The 17,792-nt window shown below is 65.9% G+C and carries 16 protein-coding genes; 10 read left to right on the top strand and 6 right to left on the bottom strand.

Annotated features, from left to right (window positions below):
- Positions 1–148 precede the first annotated feature (148 nt).
- Positions 149–826 (bottom strand): DUF938 domain-containing protein, encoded by a 678-nt coding sequence (locus tag ACQR1B_RS05535; protein WP_434834294.1) that lies wholly within the window; start codon positions 824–826, stop codon positions 149–151.
- A 155-nt stretch (positions 827–981) separates the two neighbouring features.
- Between ACQR1B_RS05535 and soxX the strand changes: the two genes are divergently transcribed.
- The 7 genes from soxX to ACQR1B_RS05570 all read left to right on the top strand — a co-directional run bounded on the left by soxX (position 982) and on the right by ACQR1B_RS05570 (position 6,596).
- Positions 982–1,311, top strand: coding sequence for a sulfur oxidation c-type cytochrome SoxX (gene soxX, locus ACQR1B_RS05540; protein WP_434834293.1), 330 nt, complete (start codon positions 982–984; stop codon positions 1,309–1,311).
- A gap of 18 nt (positions 1,312–1,329) precedes the next feature.
- Entirely contained in the window at positions 1,330–1,824 is a 495-nt protein-coding gene (soxY, locus tag ACQR1B_RS05545; protein WP_434834292.1) for a thiosulfate oxidation carrier protein SoxY, read from the top strand.
- A gap of 14 nt (positions 1,825–1,838) precedes the next feature.
- Positions 1,839–2,150: a thiosulfate oxidation carrier complex protein SoxZ gene (soxZ, locus tag ACQR1B_RS05550; RefSeq protein WP_434834291.1), complete on the top strand. Its 312-nt coding sequence runs from the start codon at positions 1,839–1,841 to the stop codon at positions 2,148–2,150.
- A complete protein-coding gene (gene soxA / locus ACQR1B_RS05555) occupies positions 2,147–2,995 on the top strand; it encodes a sulfur oxidation c-type cytochrome SoxA (RefSeq protein WP_434834290.1) in 849 nt (282 codons plus the stop codon). The genes soxZ and soxA overlap by 4 nt, the downstream gene beginning before the upstream one ends.
- Before the next feature lie 23 nt (positions 2,996–3,018).
- On the top strand, positions 3,019–3,321 hold the full coding sequence (locus tag ACQR1B_RS05560; RefSeq protein ID WP_434834289.1) for a hypothetical protein: 303 nt from the start codon (positions 3,019–3,021) through the stop codon (positions 3,319–3,321).
- Between the two features lie 10 nt (positions 3,322–3,331).
- Positions 3,332–5,083, top strand: coding sequence for a thiosulfohydrolase SoxB (soxB, locus tag ACQR1B_RS05565; protein WP_434834288.1), 1,752 nt, complete (start codon positions 3,332–3,334; stop codon positions 5,081–5,083).
- A gap of 286 nt (positions 5,084–5,369) precedes the next feature.
- Positions 5,370–6,596 (top strand): MFS transporter, encoded by a 1,227-nt coding sequence (locus ACQR1B_RS05570; RefSeq protein WP_434834287.1) that lies wholly within the window; start codon positions 5,370–5,372, stop codon positions 6,594–6,596.
- Between the two features lie 145 nt (positions 6,597–6,741).
- On the opposite strand, the gene ACQR1B_RS05575 is transcribed toward ACQR1B_RS05570, so the two are convergent.
- From ACQR1B_RS05575 to ACQR1B_RS05595, 5 genes are all read right to left on the bottom strand, one after another.
- Positions 6,742–7,104: a response regulator gene (locus ACQR1B_RS05575; RefSeq protein ID WP_434834286.1), complete on the bottom strand. Its 363-nt coding sequence runs from the start codon at positions 7,102–7,104 to the stop codon at positions 6,742–6,744.
- Positions 7,091–8,473 carry a sensor histidine kinase gene (locus ACQR1B_RS05580; protein WP_434834285.1) on the bottom strand — a complete coding sequence of 461 codons (1,383 nt, stop codon included), beginning with the start codon at positions 8,471–8,473 and terminating at the stop codon, positions 7,091–7,093. The genes ACQR1B_RS05575 and ACQR1B_RS05580 overlap by 14 nt, the downstream gene beginning before the upstream one ends.
- Positions 8,474–8,817: 344 nt before the next feature.
- Positions 8,818–9,120, bottom strand: a complete 303-nt coding sequence (locus ACQR1B_RS05585) for a c-type cytochrome (RefSeq protein ID WP_434834284.1) — start codon at positions 9,118–9,120, stop codon at positions 8,818–8,820.
- 8 nt (positions 9,121–9,128) lie between these two features.
- Positions 9,129–9,878 carry a CBS domain-containing protein gene (locus ACQR1B_RS05590; RefSeq protein WP_434834283.1) on the bottom strand — a complete coding sequence of 250 codons (750 nt, stop codon included), beginning with the start codon at positions 9,876–9,878 and terminating at the stop codon, positions 9,129–9,131.
- Between the two features lie 98 nt (positions 9,879–9,976).
- Positions 9,977–11,539: an AMP-binding protein gene (locus ACQR1B_RS05595; RefSeq protein WP_434834282.1), complete on the bottom strand. Its 1,563-nt coding sequence runs from the start codon at positions 11,537–11,539 to the stop codon at positions 9,977–9,979.
- A gap of 519 nt (positions 11,540–12,058) precedes the next feature.
- On the opposite strand from ACQR1B_RS05595, the gene ACQR1B_RS05600 reads away from it, so the two are divergent.
- The 3 genes from ACQR1B_RS05600 (at position 12,059) to ACQR1B_RS05610 (ending at position 17,717) form a co-directional block, all read left to right on the top strand.
- A complete protein-coding gene (locus ACQR1B_RS05600; RefSeq protein WP_434834281.1) occupies positions 12,059–13,225 on the top strand; it encodes an efflux RND transporter periplasmic adaptor subunit in 1,167 nt (388 codons plus the stop codon).
- Complete coding sequence (locus tag ACQR1B_RS05605) at positions 13,222–16,374, top strand: efflux RND transporter permease subunit (protein ID WP_434834280.1); 3,153 nt, start codon at positions 13,222–13,224, stop codon at positions 16,372–16,374. Before ACQR1B_RS05600 ends, ACQR1B_RS05605 begins: the two co-directional genes overlap by 4 nt.
- Before the next feature lie 155 nt (positions 16,375–16,529).
- Positions 16,530–17,717 (top strand): ABC transporter substrate-binding protein, encoded by a 1,188-nt coding sequence (locus tag ACQR1B_RS05610; RefSeq protein ID WP_434834279.1) that lies wholly within the window; start codon positions 16,530–16,532, stop codon positions 17,715–17,717.
- The last annotated feature ends 75 nt before the right edge of the window (positions 17,718–17,792 follow it).

The raw sequence follows: 17,792 nt of genomic DNA on the forward strand, positions 1-17,792 counted from the left end.
ACGCAGGCCATCAGACAGCGCTCACGCTCGTAGGGTGACAGCACGCGGTCGCGATGAAGCGGGGGCCGAGGTGCTCGTCGTCGTCGCGCAGCTACCCGCAGGCTGAACAGATCGACGCGCGAAAAGACCAGGGATGACGGAGAAAACGTCAAACCGTCCGGGCGAACACCAGGATCATGTTGTTGGCCGGCATCTCCACGGTCTCGCGCAAGGCGAGGCCGTTGCGCGCGGCCAGCGCTTCGAGATCGCTGATGTCGCGCACGCCCCAGTCGGGATTGCCCTCGCGGAGCGAGGTGTCGAACACGGCGTTGCTGACCGCGGTGTGCCGGCCGTCGCGCTTGAACGGGCCGTAGAGCACGAGCAGGCCGTCAGGGGACAACACCTTGCCCGCGCCCGTGAACAATCCCTCCGCCACCGCCCACGGCGCGATGTGAATCACGTTGGCGCAGAAGATCGCGGTCAGCCGCTGCGGCCCCCCCTCAGCCTGGAATGCAGCGGCCCAGTTGGGATCGGACAGGTCGATGCGCCGGGCGTCGGCGATGTTGGACAGCCCCGCATGCTGCCGCCACGCCGCGATACTCGCCAGGTGATTGTCGTTGAGGTCGCTCGGCCACCACACGAGATCGGGCCGCTGGAAGGCGAAATGCACCATATGCTGGCCGGTGCCGCTGCCGGCCTCCAGCACGTTGCCCGCCTTGCGGTCGAGCAGCCGCGCCAGCACCGCCCAGATCGGCTGGTGGTTGCGGTGGAACGCGGCTGCATCCAGCCGTCCGTCCGGTTCCACCGGCCGGCCATCCCGGCCGAACTCCACGACATACTCAGCCATACCAATTCTCCCGGCCGTCCAGCTGAACGGCCCTCGTTAACCGCGTTACGCCCGCCACCATACCCGCATTGTCAGCCGATGGTGTTTGTGCTTTCCAGCCTCTATATTGCCGGGATCACCGGGACTTCGGAACTTCACCTTTGATCACATCCGTCATGCGTACCGCCCTGGCGCTGGGGCTTTTGCTCGCCGTGGCCACGGCCGCTCACGCCCAGTCCGCCGCCACGGAAGGCCGGAAGCTCGCCTTCGACCGCGGCAAGGGCAATTGCCTGACCTGCCACGAGATCAAGGGCGGCGACCTGCCGGGTTCGATCGGGCCGAAGCTGGAGAACCTCAAAGGACGATACGACCGCGCCGAGTTGACCGCGATTCTCAATGACGAGACCACGCGCAATCCGTTGACCGTGATGCCGCCGTTCGGCCGCAACCGCATCCTGACCGAGCAGGAAATCAGCGCCATCGTCGATTTCCTGCAGACCCTCTGATTCCGTTAGGAGACACCCATGACTGCCTCGTTCGGCCCGTCGGCCAACCGCCGCCTGATCCTGAAAGGCGCGGGCCTCGTCGCGCTGATCGGCCTCGGCAACGCGGTGCTGCACGCAGCGCCCGCCTTCGCCGCGACCAACGACAACAAATATCCGGAAGACGCCTTCAAGCAGAAGAACGCCGCCGATGCGGTCAAGGCGCTGTACGGTCGCGATCACGAGGTATCCGACAAGATCAAGCTGGATGCGCCTGAAATCGCCGAGAATGGCGGCGTGGTGCCGATCGCGGTGACCACGACCTTGCCGAACGTCACCTCGATCGCCTTCATCGTCGCCGAGAATCCGAACGCGCTGGCGGCGTCGTACAAGATCCCTGAAGGCACCGTGCCCGCGGTGGCGAACCGGCTGAAGATGGCCAAGACCTCCAGCGTCATCGCGCTCGTCGAATCCGGCGGCAAGCTCTACAGCGCGACCAAGGAAGTGAAGGTCACCGTCGGCGGCTGCGGCGGCTAGGGCAGGAGATCATCATGGCATCGAGCATCCGCGTCCGCGCAATCCTGAACGGCGACATCACCGAGGTGCAGACACTGATCCAGCACCCGATGGACACCGGCCTGGTCAAGGACGCCAAGGGCGAGCTGATCCCGGCGCACTACATCCAGCAACTGACCTTCACGCACAAGGACAAGACCGTGTTCCTGGCGGACTGGGGCACCGCGGTCTCCAAGGACCCCTATGTCAAGTTCGCCTTCAAGGGCGCGGCCAAGGGCGATGAGCTGAAGGTGAGCTGGGTCGACAACAAGGGCGCGACCGACAGCCTGACGGCGACCATCCAATGAGCGCAAAGCGCCTCGCGCTGACCGTCACGGCCGCGTTCGCGCTCGGCGCATCCGGCGTTGCGGCGGCCGACAAGCCGGACCCGGCCAAGGACGCCAAGGCGTTCCAGCAGTTCTTCGTCAACAAGTTCCCGAAGGTCGCGTTCGACGATTTCGTCAACGGCCCCTATTCGATGAACGCCGACATGCGCCGGCAGTGGGAGGAGAAGGAGCAGTTTCCGCCCTACGAGTTCGCGCTCGAAGCCGGCAAGGAGATGTTTTCGAAGCCGTTCAAGAATGGCAAGACCTATGCCGACTGTTTCCCGAACGGCGGCATCGGCATCCGCCAGACCTATCCCTATTTCGACGACAAGGAAGGCAAGGTCATCACCCTCGAACTGGCACTGAACAGGTGCCGCGAGGCCAATGGCGAGCAGCCTTATTCCTACGTCAAGGACGAGATGGCGCAGCTCACCGCCTACATGGCGTTCACCTCGCGCGGCAAGCGCTTCGACATCAGGATTCCCGATGATCCGCGAGCGCTGGAGGCCTATGAGAAGGGTAAGGAGTATTTCTACACCCGCCGCGGCCAGTTGAATTTCTCCTGCGCAAGCTGCCACGTGCAGAGCCCGGGCGAGCGCATCCGCGCCGAGATCCTGGCGCCGGCGCTCGGCATCCTCAACGCGATGCCGATCTACCGTTCCGAATGGAGCGGCATGGGCACGATCAGCCGCCGCTTCGTCACCTGCAACAGCCAGACCCGCGCCGTGCCGGTCGAGCCGCAGTCGGACGAATACCGCAACCTCGAATATTACCTCTCCTACGTGTCGAACGGCCTGCCGGTTTCAGGACCGGGAGCGCGGCCATGAGAAATATCGCAACAACACACGTCATGAAAAAGATCGTGTTCGCCATGATGGTGTCAGCGGTCGGCGCCGGCTCCGCGCGGGCCGCGTCGGAAGCCGACTACCTCGCGGCTGTCGCGGCGGCCGAGAGCGCCAACAAGGAAGCCGGACGTCTGCGCAACCAATGGACCGTGACCCAGGCTGCTCTCACTGCTGCGAAGAAGGCGGCGGAGTCCGGCAATTTCGAGTCTGCGCTGACATCGGCGCAGGAGGCCGAGGCGCTCGCCAAGGCTTCGATCGTCCAGGCCACCAGCGAGAAGCAGCGCTGGAAGGACATGGAGATCCGCTAGGACGCTGGCCATGACGATGCGGCGCCGGGATTTTCTGAAAGCATCAGGTGCCGTGGCATTCGCCGCGCCGGCGCTGCTGCGCAGCGCTGCCGCCGTCGACACCGTCAGCCTCTACGACATCGAAAAATTCGGCAATGCGCGCATCCTGCACATGACGGATACGCATGCGCAGTTGCGGCCGGTGTATTTCCGTGAGCCGAGCGTCAATCTCGGCATCGGCGAGATGTGGGGACGGCCGCCGCATCTGGTCGAGCGCGCCTTTCTCGACCGCTACGGCATCCGCTCCGACAGCGCCGAAGCCTATGCCTTCACCTCCTTCGAGTTCGAAAAATACGCCGTTCGCTTCGGGCGGATGGGCGGCTTCGCGCATCTGAAAACCCTGATCGACAAGCTGCGCACCGATGCCGGCGACCACCGCTCGCTGCTGCTCGACGGCGGTGATCTCTGGCAGGGCACCGGCCTCGCCAACGCGATGCACGGCGCCGACATGGTGAGCGCGGCCAATCTGCTCGGCATCGACGCCATGACCGGGCATTGGGAGTTCACCTATGGCGAGGAGGCGCTGCGCGCCAACCTCGCCCGCTTCAAGGGCGAGTTCCTGGCGCAGAACGTCTTCCTCACCGAGGAGGCCGCCTTCAACGACGCCAAGGCGTTCGATCCCGGCTCCGGGCGCGTGTTCAAGGCCGCCACCATCAAGGAGATCGGCGGCGCGCGCATCGCCGTGATCGGGCAGGCCTTCCCTTACGTGCCGATCGCCCATCCGCGCCGCTTCACGCCGGACTGGACGTTCGGCATCCGCGAGGAGGAGCTGCAGAAGCTCGTCGATGCCTTGCGCGGCGCCGACAAGGTCGATGCGGTGATCCTGCTGTCGCACAACGGCACGGACGTCGACCTCAAGCTGGCGAGCCGCGTCACCGGCATCGACGTCATCCTTGGCGGCCATACGCATGACGCGATTCCGCAACCGGTCGCGGTCAGCAACGCCAAGGGCGCGACCCTGGTGACCAACGCCGGCTCGAACGGCAAATTTCTCGCCGTGCTCGATCTCGATGTCGGCAAGGGCCGTGTCGCCGATGCACGCTACCGGCTGCTGCCGGTCTATTCGGAACTGTTGAAGCCGGATGCGGCGATGCAGGCGCTGATCGACCAGACGCAGCAGCCGCAGGTCGCCGCCTGGAGCGAAAAGCTCGCGACATCCGACCGGCTGCTCTACCGCCGCGGCAATTTCGAGGGCACGACGGACGATCTGATCTGTGCCGCGTTGCGCCGCGAGCTCGATGCCGAGATCGCGCTGTCGCCGGGATTCCGCTGGGGTCCGACCTTGCTCTCCGGCCAATCCATCCTGCTGGAGGACGTGCTGGCGCAGACCGCGATCAGCTATCCCGAAACCTACGTGCAGCGGATGACCGGTGCCGCCATCAAGGACGTGCTCGAGGACGTCTGCGACAACCTCTTCAACGCCGACCCCTATCTGCAGCAGGGCGGCGACATGGTGCGCACCGGCGGCTTCTCCTACCGCTGCACCCCGTCGGAGCCGATCGGGCGCCGCATCTCCGATCTCACGCGCGACGATGGCCGCCCGCTGGAGGCCGGCAAGAGCTACAAGGTCGCCGGCTGGGCGTCGATGAACGCGCAGGACGGCAAGCCGGTGTGGGACGTCGTCGCCAACCATCTGCGCAACGGTCAGCTGGTGCTGACCGGACCGAACAAGGTCACGCTGTCCGGCGTCGACGGCAATCCGGGGTTTGCGTCGCAATCGTGAGCGGCCCGGCGCTCGTCCGGCGTTCGCCGATGACACCCTTGGTCGTGAGCCTTGTGCCTCCCGCCGGCACATCACCCAACATGCCAGCAACACCCAGCCGACAACTGCCGGACGGCGCGCGCAGGTGCCATGCACCGGCGTTCATGGACAATGAACCGTCATCCGATAGTGTGGCGTTGTGTCGCGCGCCCTCATTGCGGGAGCCTTCATTGCGGGAGCCTCGGCGGTTCGCCGGCAACGCGCCCTTCAGGTCCATCATTGACGCCCGGAGCCAAACGGATCGACCATGGCTGACGTTCTTGCCGCATCGCAACACACCTCGGCTCCGGTCCGGGCCGCATCGTCGGTGCGCACGCTGGCGCTGATCTCGCTGGCCCATTGGGTCAGCCACCTGCACATGTACGTGCTGCCGATGCTGTTTCCCTATCTCAAGGAGAAGCTCGGCGTCGGCTATGTCGAGCTTGGTCTTCCGCTCACCGTGTTCGCGGTGGTCTCGGCGCTGACCCAGGCGCCGGTCGGCTATCTGGTCGACCGCGTCGGCGCGCGCCGCATTCTGCTGCTCGGCCTCACCCTCGGCGGCGTCTCGCTCGCCATGCTCGGCGTCTATCTGAGCTACGCCAGCCTGATGGCGGCGGCGGTGCTGATGGGCCTGGCCAATGCGGTCTATCATCCCTCCGACTACGCGCTGCTGTCGGCCCATATCGAAGAGAAGCGGATGGGCCGCGCCTTCGGCGTGCATACCTTCTCGGGCTATCTCGGCGGCGCCGTCGCGCCCGCGGTGGTCGCGGCCCTGGTCACGACCGTGGGCGGCTCCGGTGCGCTGATCGCCACCGGCCTCGTCGGCCCGCTCGCCGCGCTGCTGCTGCTCGCCGGCAACGTGCCGGAAGTGCCGAAGCACCCGCATCCGGTCCGCGCCGACGGCAGCACGGCCAAGCAGCCGAACCTGGTGACACCGATGCTGATGCTGCTGACGGTGTTCTTCATGCTGCTCAGCCTGTCCAATATCGGCATTTCCAGTTTCGGCGTCGTGGCCCTCATGAACGGCTACGGCATCTCGTTCGCGACCGCGAACATCGCACTGACCGCCTTCCTCGGCGCCAGCGCCGTCGGCGTGCTCGCCGGCGGCTATCTCGCCGACCGAATCCGTCACCACAATCTGGTGGCGGCAGTCGCCTATGCCATCAACACCGTGCTGGTGCTGCTCATCACCTTCATGAACCTGCCGGCCGTGCTGCTGGTCGCAATCATGCTGACGGCAGGCTTCATGAGCGGCGTCATCGCGCCATCGCGCGACATGCTGGTGCGCAACGCTGCCCCTCCGGGCGCCGCCGGCCGCGCCTTCGGCATCGTCTCGACCGGCTTCAACGTCGCCGGCGTGTTCAGCCCGTTGCTGTTCGGCTGGATCATGGACATGAACGCGCCGCGCTGGGTGTTCGGCGCCTCGGTCGTGTTCATGCTGCTGACCATCGTGCTCGCATTCTTCACCGAGCCGAAGAAGGCCAAGGCGGCATAGACCTTTCGCGTGGAGCCCGGCATCGCTCCGCAGGCCCAGTCCACCTCGCCCGGCCTGCGGCGCGAGGTGGAAGCGCATCGTCAGATGCAACGCGCGCCTCGCGTCTCGCGTCTCGTCTCCGGCTGTTTGCAACGCGCCGACGCCATCACTCATGCAATTGCCGCTTCAATGCCGCAACCAGCCGGGCGGTCTGGAACGGCTTCGACAGCAGCGGCGCGCGGGCAAATTCCTCCGGACATTGATCGACGGAGTAACCGGTCACGGCGACGAAGGGCACGCCGGCGGCGACGAGGGCGCGAGCGATCGGGGCTGAGGTTTCGTGTCCGAGGTTGACGTCGAGCACCGCGAGGTCGCAGGCATGGCGCTCCAGCAGATCGAGCGCCTTGGCCACCGTCGGCGCCACGCCGACCACCGCAAAGCCTGCATCTTCCAGTTCGACCGCCAGGTCGAAGCCGATCATGGGATCGTCCTCGACGACCAGAATGTGGATCTTCTCACCGATGCGCATTGAGTCTGCTGCGGCTGAGGCGTTGCAGGGAGCAGGTGAGATGCCAGCGCAGGCCGGACACCGGGAACAGCACCTCCACCGTCCCATCCAGCCCGGACCGCACCATGTCGGAGATCACGCGGCTGCCGAAACCGGTATGCGTGGGCGGTGCGACCTGCGGGCCGCCATTCTCCGTCCAGCTCATGTCGAAGGCCGTTCCGTCGGTGCTCCAGCGGATCGCGATCTGCCCGTCATCGTTCGACAGCGCGCCATATTTGGCAGCGTTGGTCGCGAGCTCGTGGACCGCCATGCCGATGGACTGGGCGGCCTCGGGCGTCAATTCGATCGGCGGGCCATCGATGGCGATGCGATTGCCGATCAGGTCGCCGAAGGCGCCGAGCTGCGAGCGGACGAGGCCGCCGAGCGGGATGAAGCGCCAGTCGTTCTGGATCAGGAGATCCTGATTGTTCGCGATCGCCTGCAGCCGTTCCAGGAAGCGGCCGAGGTCGAGCGGCCGGCCATGGCGGGTCATCTGCCGGGCGATGGCCTGCACCAGCGACAGCAGGTTCTTGCTGCGATGGTTGACTTCCGCGAGCAGGGTCCGCAACTGCTCGCGGGTCTGGCGCTTGTCGGTGATGTCGCGCACGATCTTGGAGGCGCCGATGATGCGGCCGGCGGCGTTGCGCACCGGGGAGACCGTCACCGAGACGTCGATCAGCGCGCCGTCCTTGCGGATGCGGACCGTCTCGAAATTGTCGACGATCGCGCCGGAGATGATGGTCGCCAGGATGCGATCCTCTTCGGCCTGGCGTTCCGGAGGAATGATCCTGCGGATCGACGCGCCGATCATTTCGGAGTCGGAGAATCCAAAGATTCGTTCTGCGCTCCTGTTCCAGCTGGTGACCGTCCCGTCCAACGTCTTGCTGACCACCCCGTCGGACGACGACGAGACGATGGCTGCGAGCATCGCCGCGCTACGCTCTGCCTTCTTGGACTCGCTCACGTCGCGGACGATGCCGGAGATCCCGATGATGTTGCCGGCCTTGCCGCGAATGGGCGAAAACGTGATCGAGACTTCGATCGGACGGCCCTGCTTCGTCATGCGCACCGTCTCGAGGCCTTCGATCGATTCCCCCTGACTGACCCGCGCTCGAATGGCGCGCGCTTCCTCGCGCAGTTCGGGGGGAATGATGTCGAAGACGGAGGTGCCGATCATCTCGGCCGCGCCATGCCCGAGCATCCGCTGGCACGCCCGGTTCCAACTGCGGATGACGCCGTCGTTGTCCGTGCCGAGCACGGCGTCAGCGGATGAGTCCACGATGGCTGCCAGATAGGCCGCCTCGTCATCGGCTACGCGTTGGTCGGGGGAGGCGCCGGGCGTTCCGTGCACGTCGCATGCTCCTTGCTAACAGGACAACAGAGAAGACGCCGCGGGAAAGATTAGCAACTTGTTCGTGTACGAATGCAAGGGCCATCTCGCAGGCATGTTTCTTATTGGTTATTCCGGGGACGAGGGACCGAGCGCCGGGATGACCCGTCGGGATCGTGCCGCGTGCTTCATCCTCCGGGGCGATTACAGCAAACGTCGACGTCGGATTTTGGTTCCGCGCCGTCAACCCGCAGGCCTGCGGGAACACCGCCTTCCAGCCGTCCTGCCGCGGGTTCGTCCGCCTCGTCGGCGACCGTCGGGCGCGAACAACGCCCAGACCTCCGGCGCGCCGACGGCGTATCGGATTACTTGCGCAGACTGACAATGTAGCTCGCCAGATCGGCTGCATCGGACGGACCGAGCAGGTTGTTGGCCATGGTCGCATGCGGAAGCAGCAGAAACTTGACCAGCATGTCCCTGGTCAGGCCGTCCTTGGCCGCAATTGCGACGAACGGCCTGGCACGCCGAAACCTGCCCGGCTCGGTGCCCACGGCGTGGCACTCGGCGCACCAGCGCTCGGCGAGCCGCCGGCCGTGGTCGAGATCTTCGGCCGCGGCAACCGCCTGAGGGATCAGCAGCAGGACCGACAACGCGATTGCATGACGCACGGACGGCCTCACAGCGGCTGGTCGTCGTCGGTCGACGGCTCGTCCTGCAACGAGACGATGTCTCCGCCGCCGAACTCGTCCTCCGGAGGCGGGTAGACCCACATGTGGTCGCGCACGTCCCTGACGCCGGGCACACTCTTGGCCGCGACGATCGCGGTGACCCGCTCCTTGTCGTGGCGCACGGCGCCTGTCAGATGCGCGACGCCGTTGCGAACGACGACGTTGAAGCGGCAATGCTTGCAGGCGGCATGGTCGAGGGCGTCGAGAATGGCGCTGCGCAGTCCGTCATCGTCGGGGGTCGGACCGGGCACGACCGTCGCGAGATCGGCCACCGTCTGGACGAAGTCCGTATGCGTCACCATGCCGGCCAGCTTGTCACCGCTCACGACCGGCAGACGCTTGATGTTGTGCTTTTCCATGGTCTCGACGATCTCGGCGAGGCCGGCATCGGCGCTGACGGTGACCGCAGGCCGGCTCATGATGTCGCCGACGGTGCGGCCGTGGGAATGGACGAAGTCGGCGCCGATGCGGCCGCGTCCGACCAGCAGGTCGAGCCAGCGGCCCTGCTTGCGCTCGGTGCCGAGCTCGGCCCGGCGCAGGAAGTCGCCGTCGGTGACCATACCGACCAGCGTACCCGAGGCGTCGACCACCGGCAGCCCGCCGATGTGGTTGCGCAGCATGATCCGTGCCGCCTCGGCCACCGGCGTGCCCGGCGTCACGGTGATCACCGACCTCGTCATGATTTGATGCGCGCGCATGGGCATGTCTCGTGGAACTGCTGCCGTCACGATCCGGTCATGATAGCCGTGCCGGCCCGCCCGGGCTTGACGAGGATCAAGCGAGGTGCGGGGGCCAGCTACACGATCCGCGAGGTCCTGTTGCCCCAATAGCGGTCGCGCAGCAGGCGCTTGTAGAGCTTGCCGGTCGGCAGCCGCGGCAGCTCCGTCTCGAAATCGATCGAGCGCGGCACCTTCTGCCGCGACAACGATTGCCGGCAGAAGGTGATCAGCTCCTCTTCCAGCTCCAGGCCTGGCGGGATGCCGGGCATTGGCTGGATCACCGCCTTCACCTCCTCGCCCAGATCGGCATTGGGCACGCCGAATACGGCGGCGTCAGCGACCTTCGGGTGGGTGATCAGCAGGTTCTCGCATTCCTGCGGGTAGATGTTCACGCCACCGGAAATGATCATGAAGGTGGCGCGGTCGGTGAGGTAGAGATAGCCGTCGGCATCGACATGGCCGACGTCGCCGACCGTGCTCATCGTGCCGTCGGCGGAGCGCGCCTCCCGGGTGCGCTCGGGATCGTTGAAATATTCGAATGGCGATCCCGTCTTGAACCACACCGTGCCGGCGGTCCCGACCGGGCACGGCTGCATGCTGTCGTCGAGGATATGCAGGTCGCCGAACAGCACCTTGCCGACGGTGCCGCGATGCGCGAGCCATTGCTCGCTGTCGCAGGCGGTGAAGCCGAGGCCCTCGGTGGCGCCGTAATATTCGTGGATAATCGGTCCCCACCATTTGATCATGTCGTCCTTGACCTGCGCCGGACAGGGCGCGGCGGCATGGATCGCGACCTCCAGTGTCGACAGGTCGTAGCGGCTGCGAACCTCCTCAGGCAGCTTCAGCATGCGCGAGAACATCGTCGGCACCAGCTGCGTATGGGTGATGCCCCATTGCGCGACGAGTGCGAGATAGCGCTCGGGGTCGAACGTCTCCATGATGATGACGGTGCCGCCGATGCGGATGGTGAGGTTGACGGCGGCCTGCGGGGCGGAGTGATAGAGCGGCGCCGGCGACAAATAGATCATGCCCTCGCGGTAGCGCCACAGCTTTTCGAGGAAGTCGAAGATCGGCAGCTGCTGCACCGGCGGCTGCTCGGGCAGCGGCCGCAGAATGCCCTTCGGCCGGCCCGTTGTGCCGGACGAGTACAGCATTGCGGTGCCGACGCATTCGTCGGCAATCGGCGTCGCCGGCAATCCGGCCGTCGCCTCCGCGAGACCGACGATCCGCGCGCTCTCGCCAAATTCATCCTGATGCCCATCGGCGACGATGCAGAGTTCGACGTTGGGCGCTTCCCTCAGCGCCTCGCGCGCGATGTCGAGCTTGGCGACCGAGGTGATCAGCAGCCGCGACTGACTGTTGTTGAGGATGTAGGCGAGCTCGCCCGGCGTGAGATACGAGTTGACGCAGGTGAAATAGAGCCCGGAGCGCTCGCCGGCGCCGCACGCCTCGAGATAGCGGCCGTTGTTCTCCATGAAGATCGCATAGTGGTCGAGCCGCCTCAAGCCGCGCTTGCGGAACAGATGCGCCAGCCGGTTGCTGCGCGCCTCGAGCTCGCGATAGGTCACGGCCTCGCCGGTGGAGGCCATGATGAAGGCGGGCTGCAGCGGACGCAGCCGGGCGTGCTTGCCGGTGTACATGCGACGCCTCGTCCTCCCGGGGATCCGGTTCTTGGTCTTGCGCAGCAGTGTAACGGAGCAAATCGAGGCCGTCATGTCTGAAGTCCTCCGTCCTTGCGCGCTGTTGCTACGCCATTTTGCGCCGCAAAAAAACCGAGACGGCTCGCCAAGTCAGTTCGCTGGTGAGGCATGACATGCGTCATCTTTTCGCACTCGGCCGGGTCCTTGTCCCGAGATCAAGAGATCAAATCGGCCGGCGCTGGTGAATTTACCGGCAGTCAGCACGTTTGTTTCTCTGTTACAAAACGACCGCCCATGTGAGATTGTGGCAGGGTGCGTGCCGTCGACGATCTGACCATGAGTGGCGATGCACGGATTTCATCGACCGATGCTATTGAGCGACGATGCTATCGAACGACGATGCTCTCGAACGCCTGTGGCCCATCGCGCCGATCGCGGCCTGGTGCAAAGGAGACGACCTTGAGCGCGACCTGCTCCCCTGTTCCCTCACGCCAAGCCGCAGATCGCAGCCCCCGGCGCGTGCGCGCGATCGGGCTGCCGGTCGTGCTGCTCCTGCTGGGCCTGTCGGGCTGCAGCGAGAAGCCGTCGCAGCCGGCCGCGGCGGCCCCGGCCGCTCCGCCGGTCACCGTGGCGCAGCCGACCAAGCGGACGGTCACCGATTGGGACGAGTTTACCGGGCGCTTCGAGGCGGTCGAGGAAGTCCAGGTGCGGGCGCGGGTCGGGGGCTATGTGAACAGCGTCGAGTTCCGTGACGGCGCCATGGTCAAGACCGGCGACCTGCTCTACGTGATCGACCCCCGCCCGTTCGAGGCGGTCGCCACCCAGGCCGATGGCCAGCTGGCGGATGCCCGTGCGAAGGTGGAATTGGCCAAGCGCGAGCTCGATCGCGCGCTGTCCCTGACGCTGAATCAGACCGTCACGGAAGCCGTCGTCGACCAGCGCCGTCAAGCGCTGCAGGCGGCGCATGCGGCCGAAATGCAGGCCGAGGGCGCATTGAAGGCGGCGCGACTCAATGTCGAGTTCACGCATGTGGTGGCGCCGATCACCGGCCGCGTCAGCCGCCATCTCGTGACCCCCGGCAATCTCGTGCAGGGCAGCGACAGCGGCACCTCCACGCTGCTCACCACGATCGTGTCGGTCGATCCCATCTACATCTATTTCGATGTCGACGAGGCGACCTATCTCAAGAACAACAGGCTCTGGTTCGAGGGCAAGCGGCCGAGTTCCCGCGACACGCCGAACCCCGTCGAGGTGACACTCGCAGGCGAGACCAAGCCCTCGCATGACGGCAAGATGGACTTCCTCGACAACCGGCTCGATGTCTCCACCGGCACGCTGCGCAGCCGCGCGGTGATCCCCAACAAGGATCTGTCGATCCTGCCGGGGCAGTTCGGCCGCGTGCGCCTGATCGGCAGCGCGCCATATGAGGCCCTGCTGTTGCCGGACACGGCCGTCGCCACCGATCAGTCGCGCAAGATCGTGTTCGTCGTCAAGGACGACGACACCGTCGAGGCCAGGCCGGTCATGCTCGGGCCGCTCGCTGACGGCCTGCGCGTGATCCGCGAAGGCCTCAGGGCGGAGGACCGCGTCATCGTCGAGGGACTGCAGCGCGCCCGTGTCGGCGCCAAGGTCAGTCCGCATCCCGCAGCCGCCTCGAACGGCGGCAAGCCCGGTGACAAGACATGAATCTCGGCCGGCTCTCCATCAATCAGCCGATCCTGGCGATGGTGCTGTCGATCGTGCTGCTGATCATAGGCAGCCTCGCCTATACGACATTACCGGTCTCGGAATATCCGCAGGTGGTGCCGCCGACGGTCGTCGTCACAACGCAATATCCCGGCGCCTCGGCGCAGACCGTGTCCGACACGGTCGCAGCCCCGATCGAGCAGGAGATCAACGGCGTCGACGACATGCTGTATCTGTACAGCCAGGCGACGTCGAACGGCCAGTTGAACATCACGGTGACCTTCAAGCTCGGCACCGATCTCGACAAGGCCCAGGTGCTGGTGCAGAACCGCGTCGCGATCGCGCAGCCGCGCCTGCCGGAGGAGGTGCAGCGCAACGGCGTCGTCACCCGCAAGAACAGCCCGGACCTGATGATGGTCGTGTTCATGCTGTCGCCGGACGACACCTTCGACCAGACCTACATTTCGAACTACGCGCTGCTGCAGGTCCGCGACCAGTTGCTACGGCTCGACGGCGTCGGCGACATCACGATCTTCGGCGCGCGCGATTATTCGATGCGGCTATGGCTCGACCCCGACAAGATCGCCAATCTCGGCATGACCGCGGGCGATGTGATCGCGGCGATCCGCTCCCAGAACCTGCAGATCACCGGCGGCCAGATCGCCTCGCCGCCGATCGCCGACCGCGCCTTCCAGCCCAATCTGACCTTCAGCGGCCGGCTGAAGGAGCCCGGACAATTCGAGGACATCGTCGTCAAGGCCGGCACCGACGGCCGCACGGTGCGGCTGCGCGACGTCGCCCGGATCGAGCTCGGCGCGCTGGATTTCTCGACCAACGGCTTCCTGCTGCGGAAATCGGCGGCGGCGCTGCTGGTGTTCCAGCGCCCCGGCTCCAATGCGCTCGCCACCGCCAAGCGCATCTCCGACACCATGGCCGGTCTCAAGGCCAACTTCCCCAGGGGGCTGGACTACAATATCGGCTACAACCCGACCGAATTCATCGCGCAGTCGGTGAGCGAGCTGGTGAAGACGATCTACGAGGCGATGGTGCTGGTCGTGATCGTCGTGCTGGTGTTCCTGCAGGGCTGGCGGCCTGCGATCATTCCGATCGTCGCGATTCCGGTCTCGCTGGTCGGCACCTTCGCGGTCATGGCCGCACTCGGCTTCTCGATCAACAATCTGACGCTGTTCGGCCTGGTGCTCGCGGTCGGCATCGTGGTCGACGACGCCATCGTCGTGGTCGAGAACGTCGAGCGGCATCTCGGGCACGGCATGAGCCGGCGCGACGCCGCGCTCAGGACCATGGAGGAAGTCGGCGGCGCGCTGGTTTCGATCGCGCTGGTCCTGTGCGCCGTGTTCGTGCCGACGGCGTTCCTCGGCGGCATTTCCGGGCAATTCTTCCAGCAGTTCGCCGTCACCATCGCGGTCGCGACCGCGATCTCCTGCTTCTGTTCGCTGACCTTGTCGCCGGCGCTGGCATCGCAACTGCTGCAGCCACATGGCGAGAAACGGCCGCCGGCGCGCTGGAACGTCATCGCGCGCGGCTGGGGCGCCTTCACCGGCCTGTTCAACCGCGTCTTCGACCGGCTGGCTGATGGCTATGCGCGCGCGGCGGGCTTCGTGATCCGCCACGCCGTCCTGATGCTGTTGCTCTACGCTGCTCTGATCGGCAGCGCCGGCTGGCTGCTCTATACCACGCCGCAAGGCTTCATTCCGGCGCAGGATCGCGGCTACGTCATCGTCGCGGTGCAGCTGCCGGGCGCCGCCTCGCTGGCCCGCACCACCGAGGTCGTGCGCAAGATCGAGAACATCGCGCTGGCGACGCCGGGCGTCGTGCGCGTTCCGGCGCTGGCGGGCCTGTCGGGCGCCACGCGCACCCAGTCCAGCAATGCCGCGGCGCTGTTTCCGGTGTTCGACGAGCCCGAGGTCCGCGCCAGGAACGGACTGACGGCCAACGCCATCACCGCGGAGTTGCGCAAGCGGTTGTCCGCCATCGAGGAGGCCTTCATCATCGTGATCCCGCCGCCGGCGGTCCCCGGCATCGGCACGGGCGGCGGCTTCACGATGCGCATCCAGGACCGCCAAGGCCGCGGCAGCGCCCTGCTCGCGGCCGCGACCGATGAAGTGGTCGCCGCCGCACGCAGGGCCCCGGGACTGACGGCGGTGTTTTCGCCCTACAGCGCCAACACGCCGCAGGTGTTCGTCGACATCGACCGGGTCAAGGCGCAGAAGCTCGGCGTGCCCATCGCCAACATCACCGAGACGATCGAGACCTATTTCGGCTCGGCCTATGTCAACGACTTCAACCTGTTCGGCCGCACCTACCACGTCACGGCGCAGGCCGACCTGCCGTTCCGCAAGGAGACCGCGGATCTCGCCCGCCTGCGCACCCGCAACGCCGCCGGCGACATGGTGCAGCTCGGCAGCGTGGTCGGCTTCAAGGACGTCTCCGGGCCCGATCGCGTCGCGCGCTACAATCTCTATCCATCATCTGAAGTGCAGGGCGACACCCTGCCGGGGACCAGTTCTGCGGCCGCGATCGACATCATGAAGCGGCTCGCGGACGAGACGCTGCCGAGCGGCTTCTCGTATGAATGGACGGACCTGTCCTATCAGCAGGTCACCGGCGGCAATTCGGGGCTCTATGTGTTTCCGATCTGCGTGCTGTTCGTGTTCCTGGTGCTGGCGGCGCAATATGGCAGCTGGAGCCTGCCCTTCGCGGTCATCCTGATCGTGCCGATGTGCCTGCTCGCCGCCACCATCGGCGTGCGGATCATGGGGCAGGACGTCAACATCCTGACCCAGATCGGCTTCGTGGTGCTGGTCGGGCTCGCGGCCAAGAATGCGATCCTGATCGTGGAGTTCGCCCGTGACATCGAACGCGAGGGCCGGCCGCGGTTGGAGGCCGTGATCGAGGCCTGCCGCCTGCGGCTGCGGCCGATCCTGATGACGTCGTTCGCCTTCATCCTCGGCGTGCTGCCGCTGGTCGTCTCCTCCGGGTCGGGATCGGAGATGCGCCAGGCGGTCGGTGTCGCGGTGTTCTTCGGCATGCTCGGCGTGACGCTGTTCGGCCTGATCTTCACGCCGATCTTCTACGTCGTGGTCCGCAACCTCGCCGACGGATCGAGGCGTACCGAGCCGGCGTCCTAGCTCTCCAAGCAAAAGCCGGAGCCCGGCCCCGCACTCGGGCGCGACCATCGCCGCGGGAAGGGATGGGCGCGGCCGGGGTTCTGGCCTATCATGACGTGGCATTCCAGGATGAATGAACCAAGAACAATCAGGCAGGAACAATCGGGAGAGAACATATGAAATCGGGCTTTTTGGCTTTTGCTGCTGCGGGTGCGCTGCTGGTGGCGGCGCCGGCGTCGGCACAGGTCAAGATCGGCATCCTCAACGACCAGTCCGGCGTCTATGCCGATTACGGCGGCAAATATTCGGTCGAGGCCGCCAAGATGGCGATCGAGGATTTCGGCGGCGAGGTCTTGGGGCAGAAGGTCGAACTCGTCACCGCCGACCATCAGAACAAGCCGGATCTGGCCTCGTCGATCGCGCGGCGCTGGTACGACACCGAGGGTGTCGACATGATCACCGAGCTGACGACCTCCTCGGTCGCGCTCGCGATCCAGGACCTGTCGAAGGAAAAGAAGAAGATCGACATCGTGGTGGGCGCCGCGACCTCGCGCATCACGGGCGATGCCTGCACGCCCTACGGCTTCCATTGGGCCTATGACACCCGTGCGCTCGCGGTCGGCACCGGCGGCGCGCTGGTCGAATCCGGCGGCAATACCTGGTTCTTCATGACCGCCGACTATGCCTTCGGTTACGCGCTGGAAAAGGACACCAGCGACATCGTGACCTCCAAGGGCGGCAAGGTGCTCGGCTCGGTGCGCATCCCGCTCAACTCGTCGGACTTCTCGTCCTTCCTGCTGCAGGCGCAGAGCTCGAAGGCCAAGATCATCGGGCTCGCCAATGCCGGCCTCGACACCACCAACTCGATCAAGCAGGCGGCCGAGTTCGGCATCGTCAAGGGCGGCCAGAAGCTCGCCGGCCTGCTGATGACCCTGTCGGAGGTGCACGGCCTCGGGCTGGAGGCGGCGCAGGGCCTGGTGCTGACCGAGGGCTTCTACTGGGACCGTGACGACAAGTCCCGCGCCTTCAGCGAGCGCTTCTTCAAGCGCACCTCGCGGATGCCCAGCATGATTCACGCCGGCACCTATTCGGCAACCCTGTCCTATCTGAAGGCGGTCAAGGCCGCTGGCACCAAGGACTCCGAAGCCGTCGCGGCGAAGCTGAAGGAGCTGCCGGTCGACGACGCCTTCGCGCAGGGCAAGGTGCTCGCCAACGGCCGCATGGTCCACGACATGTACCTGTTCGAGGTCAAGAAGCCGTCGGAATCCAAGAAGCCGTGGGACTACTACAAGCAGCTCGCTACCGTGCCCGGCGACAAGGCGTTCTTCTCCGCCAAGGAGAGCGGCTGTCCGCTGACGAAGTGATCGGCCAAACCATTGGTGTCGCCCCGGCGAAAGCCGGGGCCCATACCGCGTGATCTATCGCGATAGCAGGCCTGC

The organism is Bradyrhizobium oligotrophicum (assembly GCF_051168495.1).
Lineage (GTDB): Bacteria > Pseudomonadota > Alphaproteobacteria > Rhizobiales > Xanthobacteraceae > Bradyrhizobium > Bradyrhizobium oligotrophicum_A.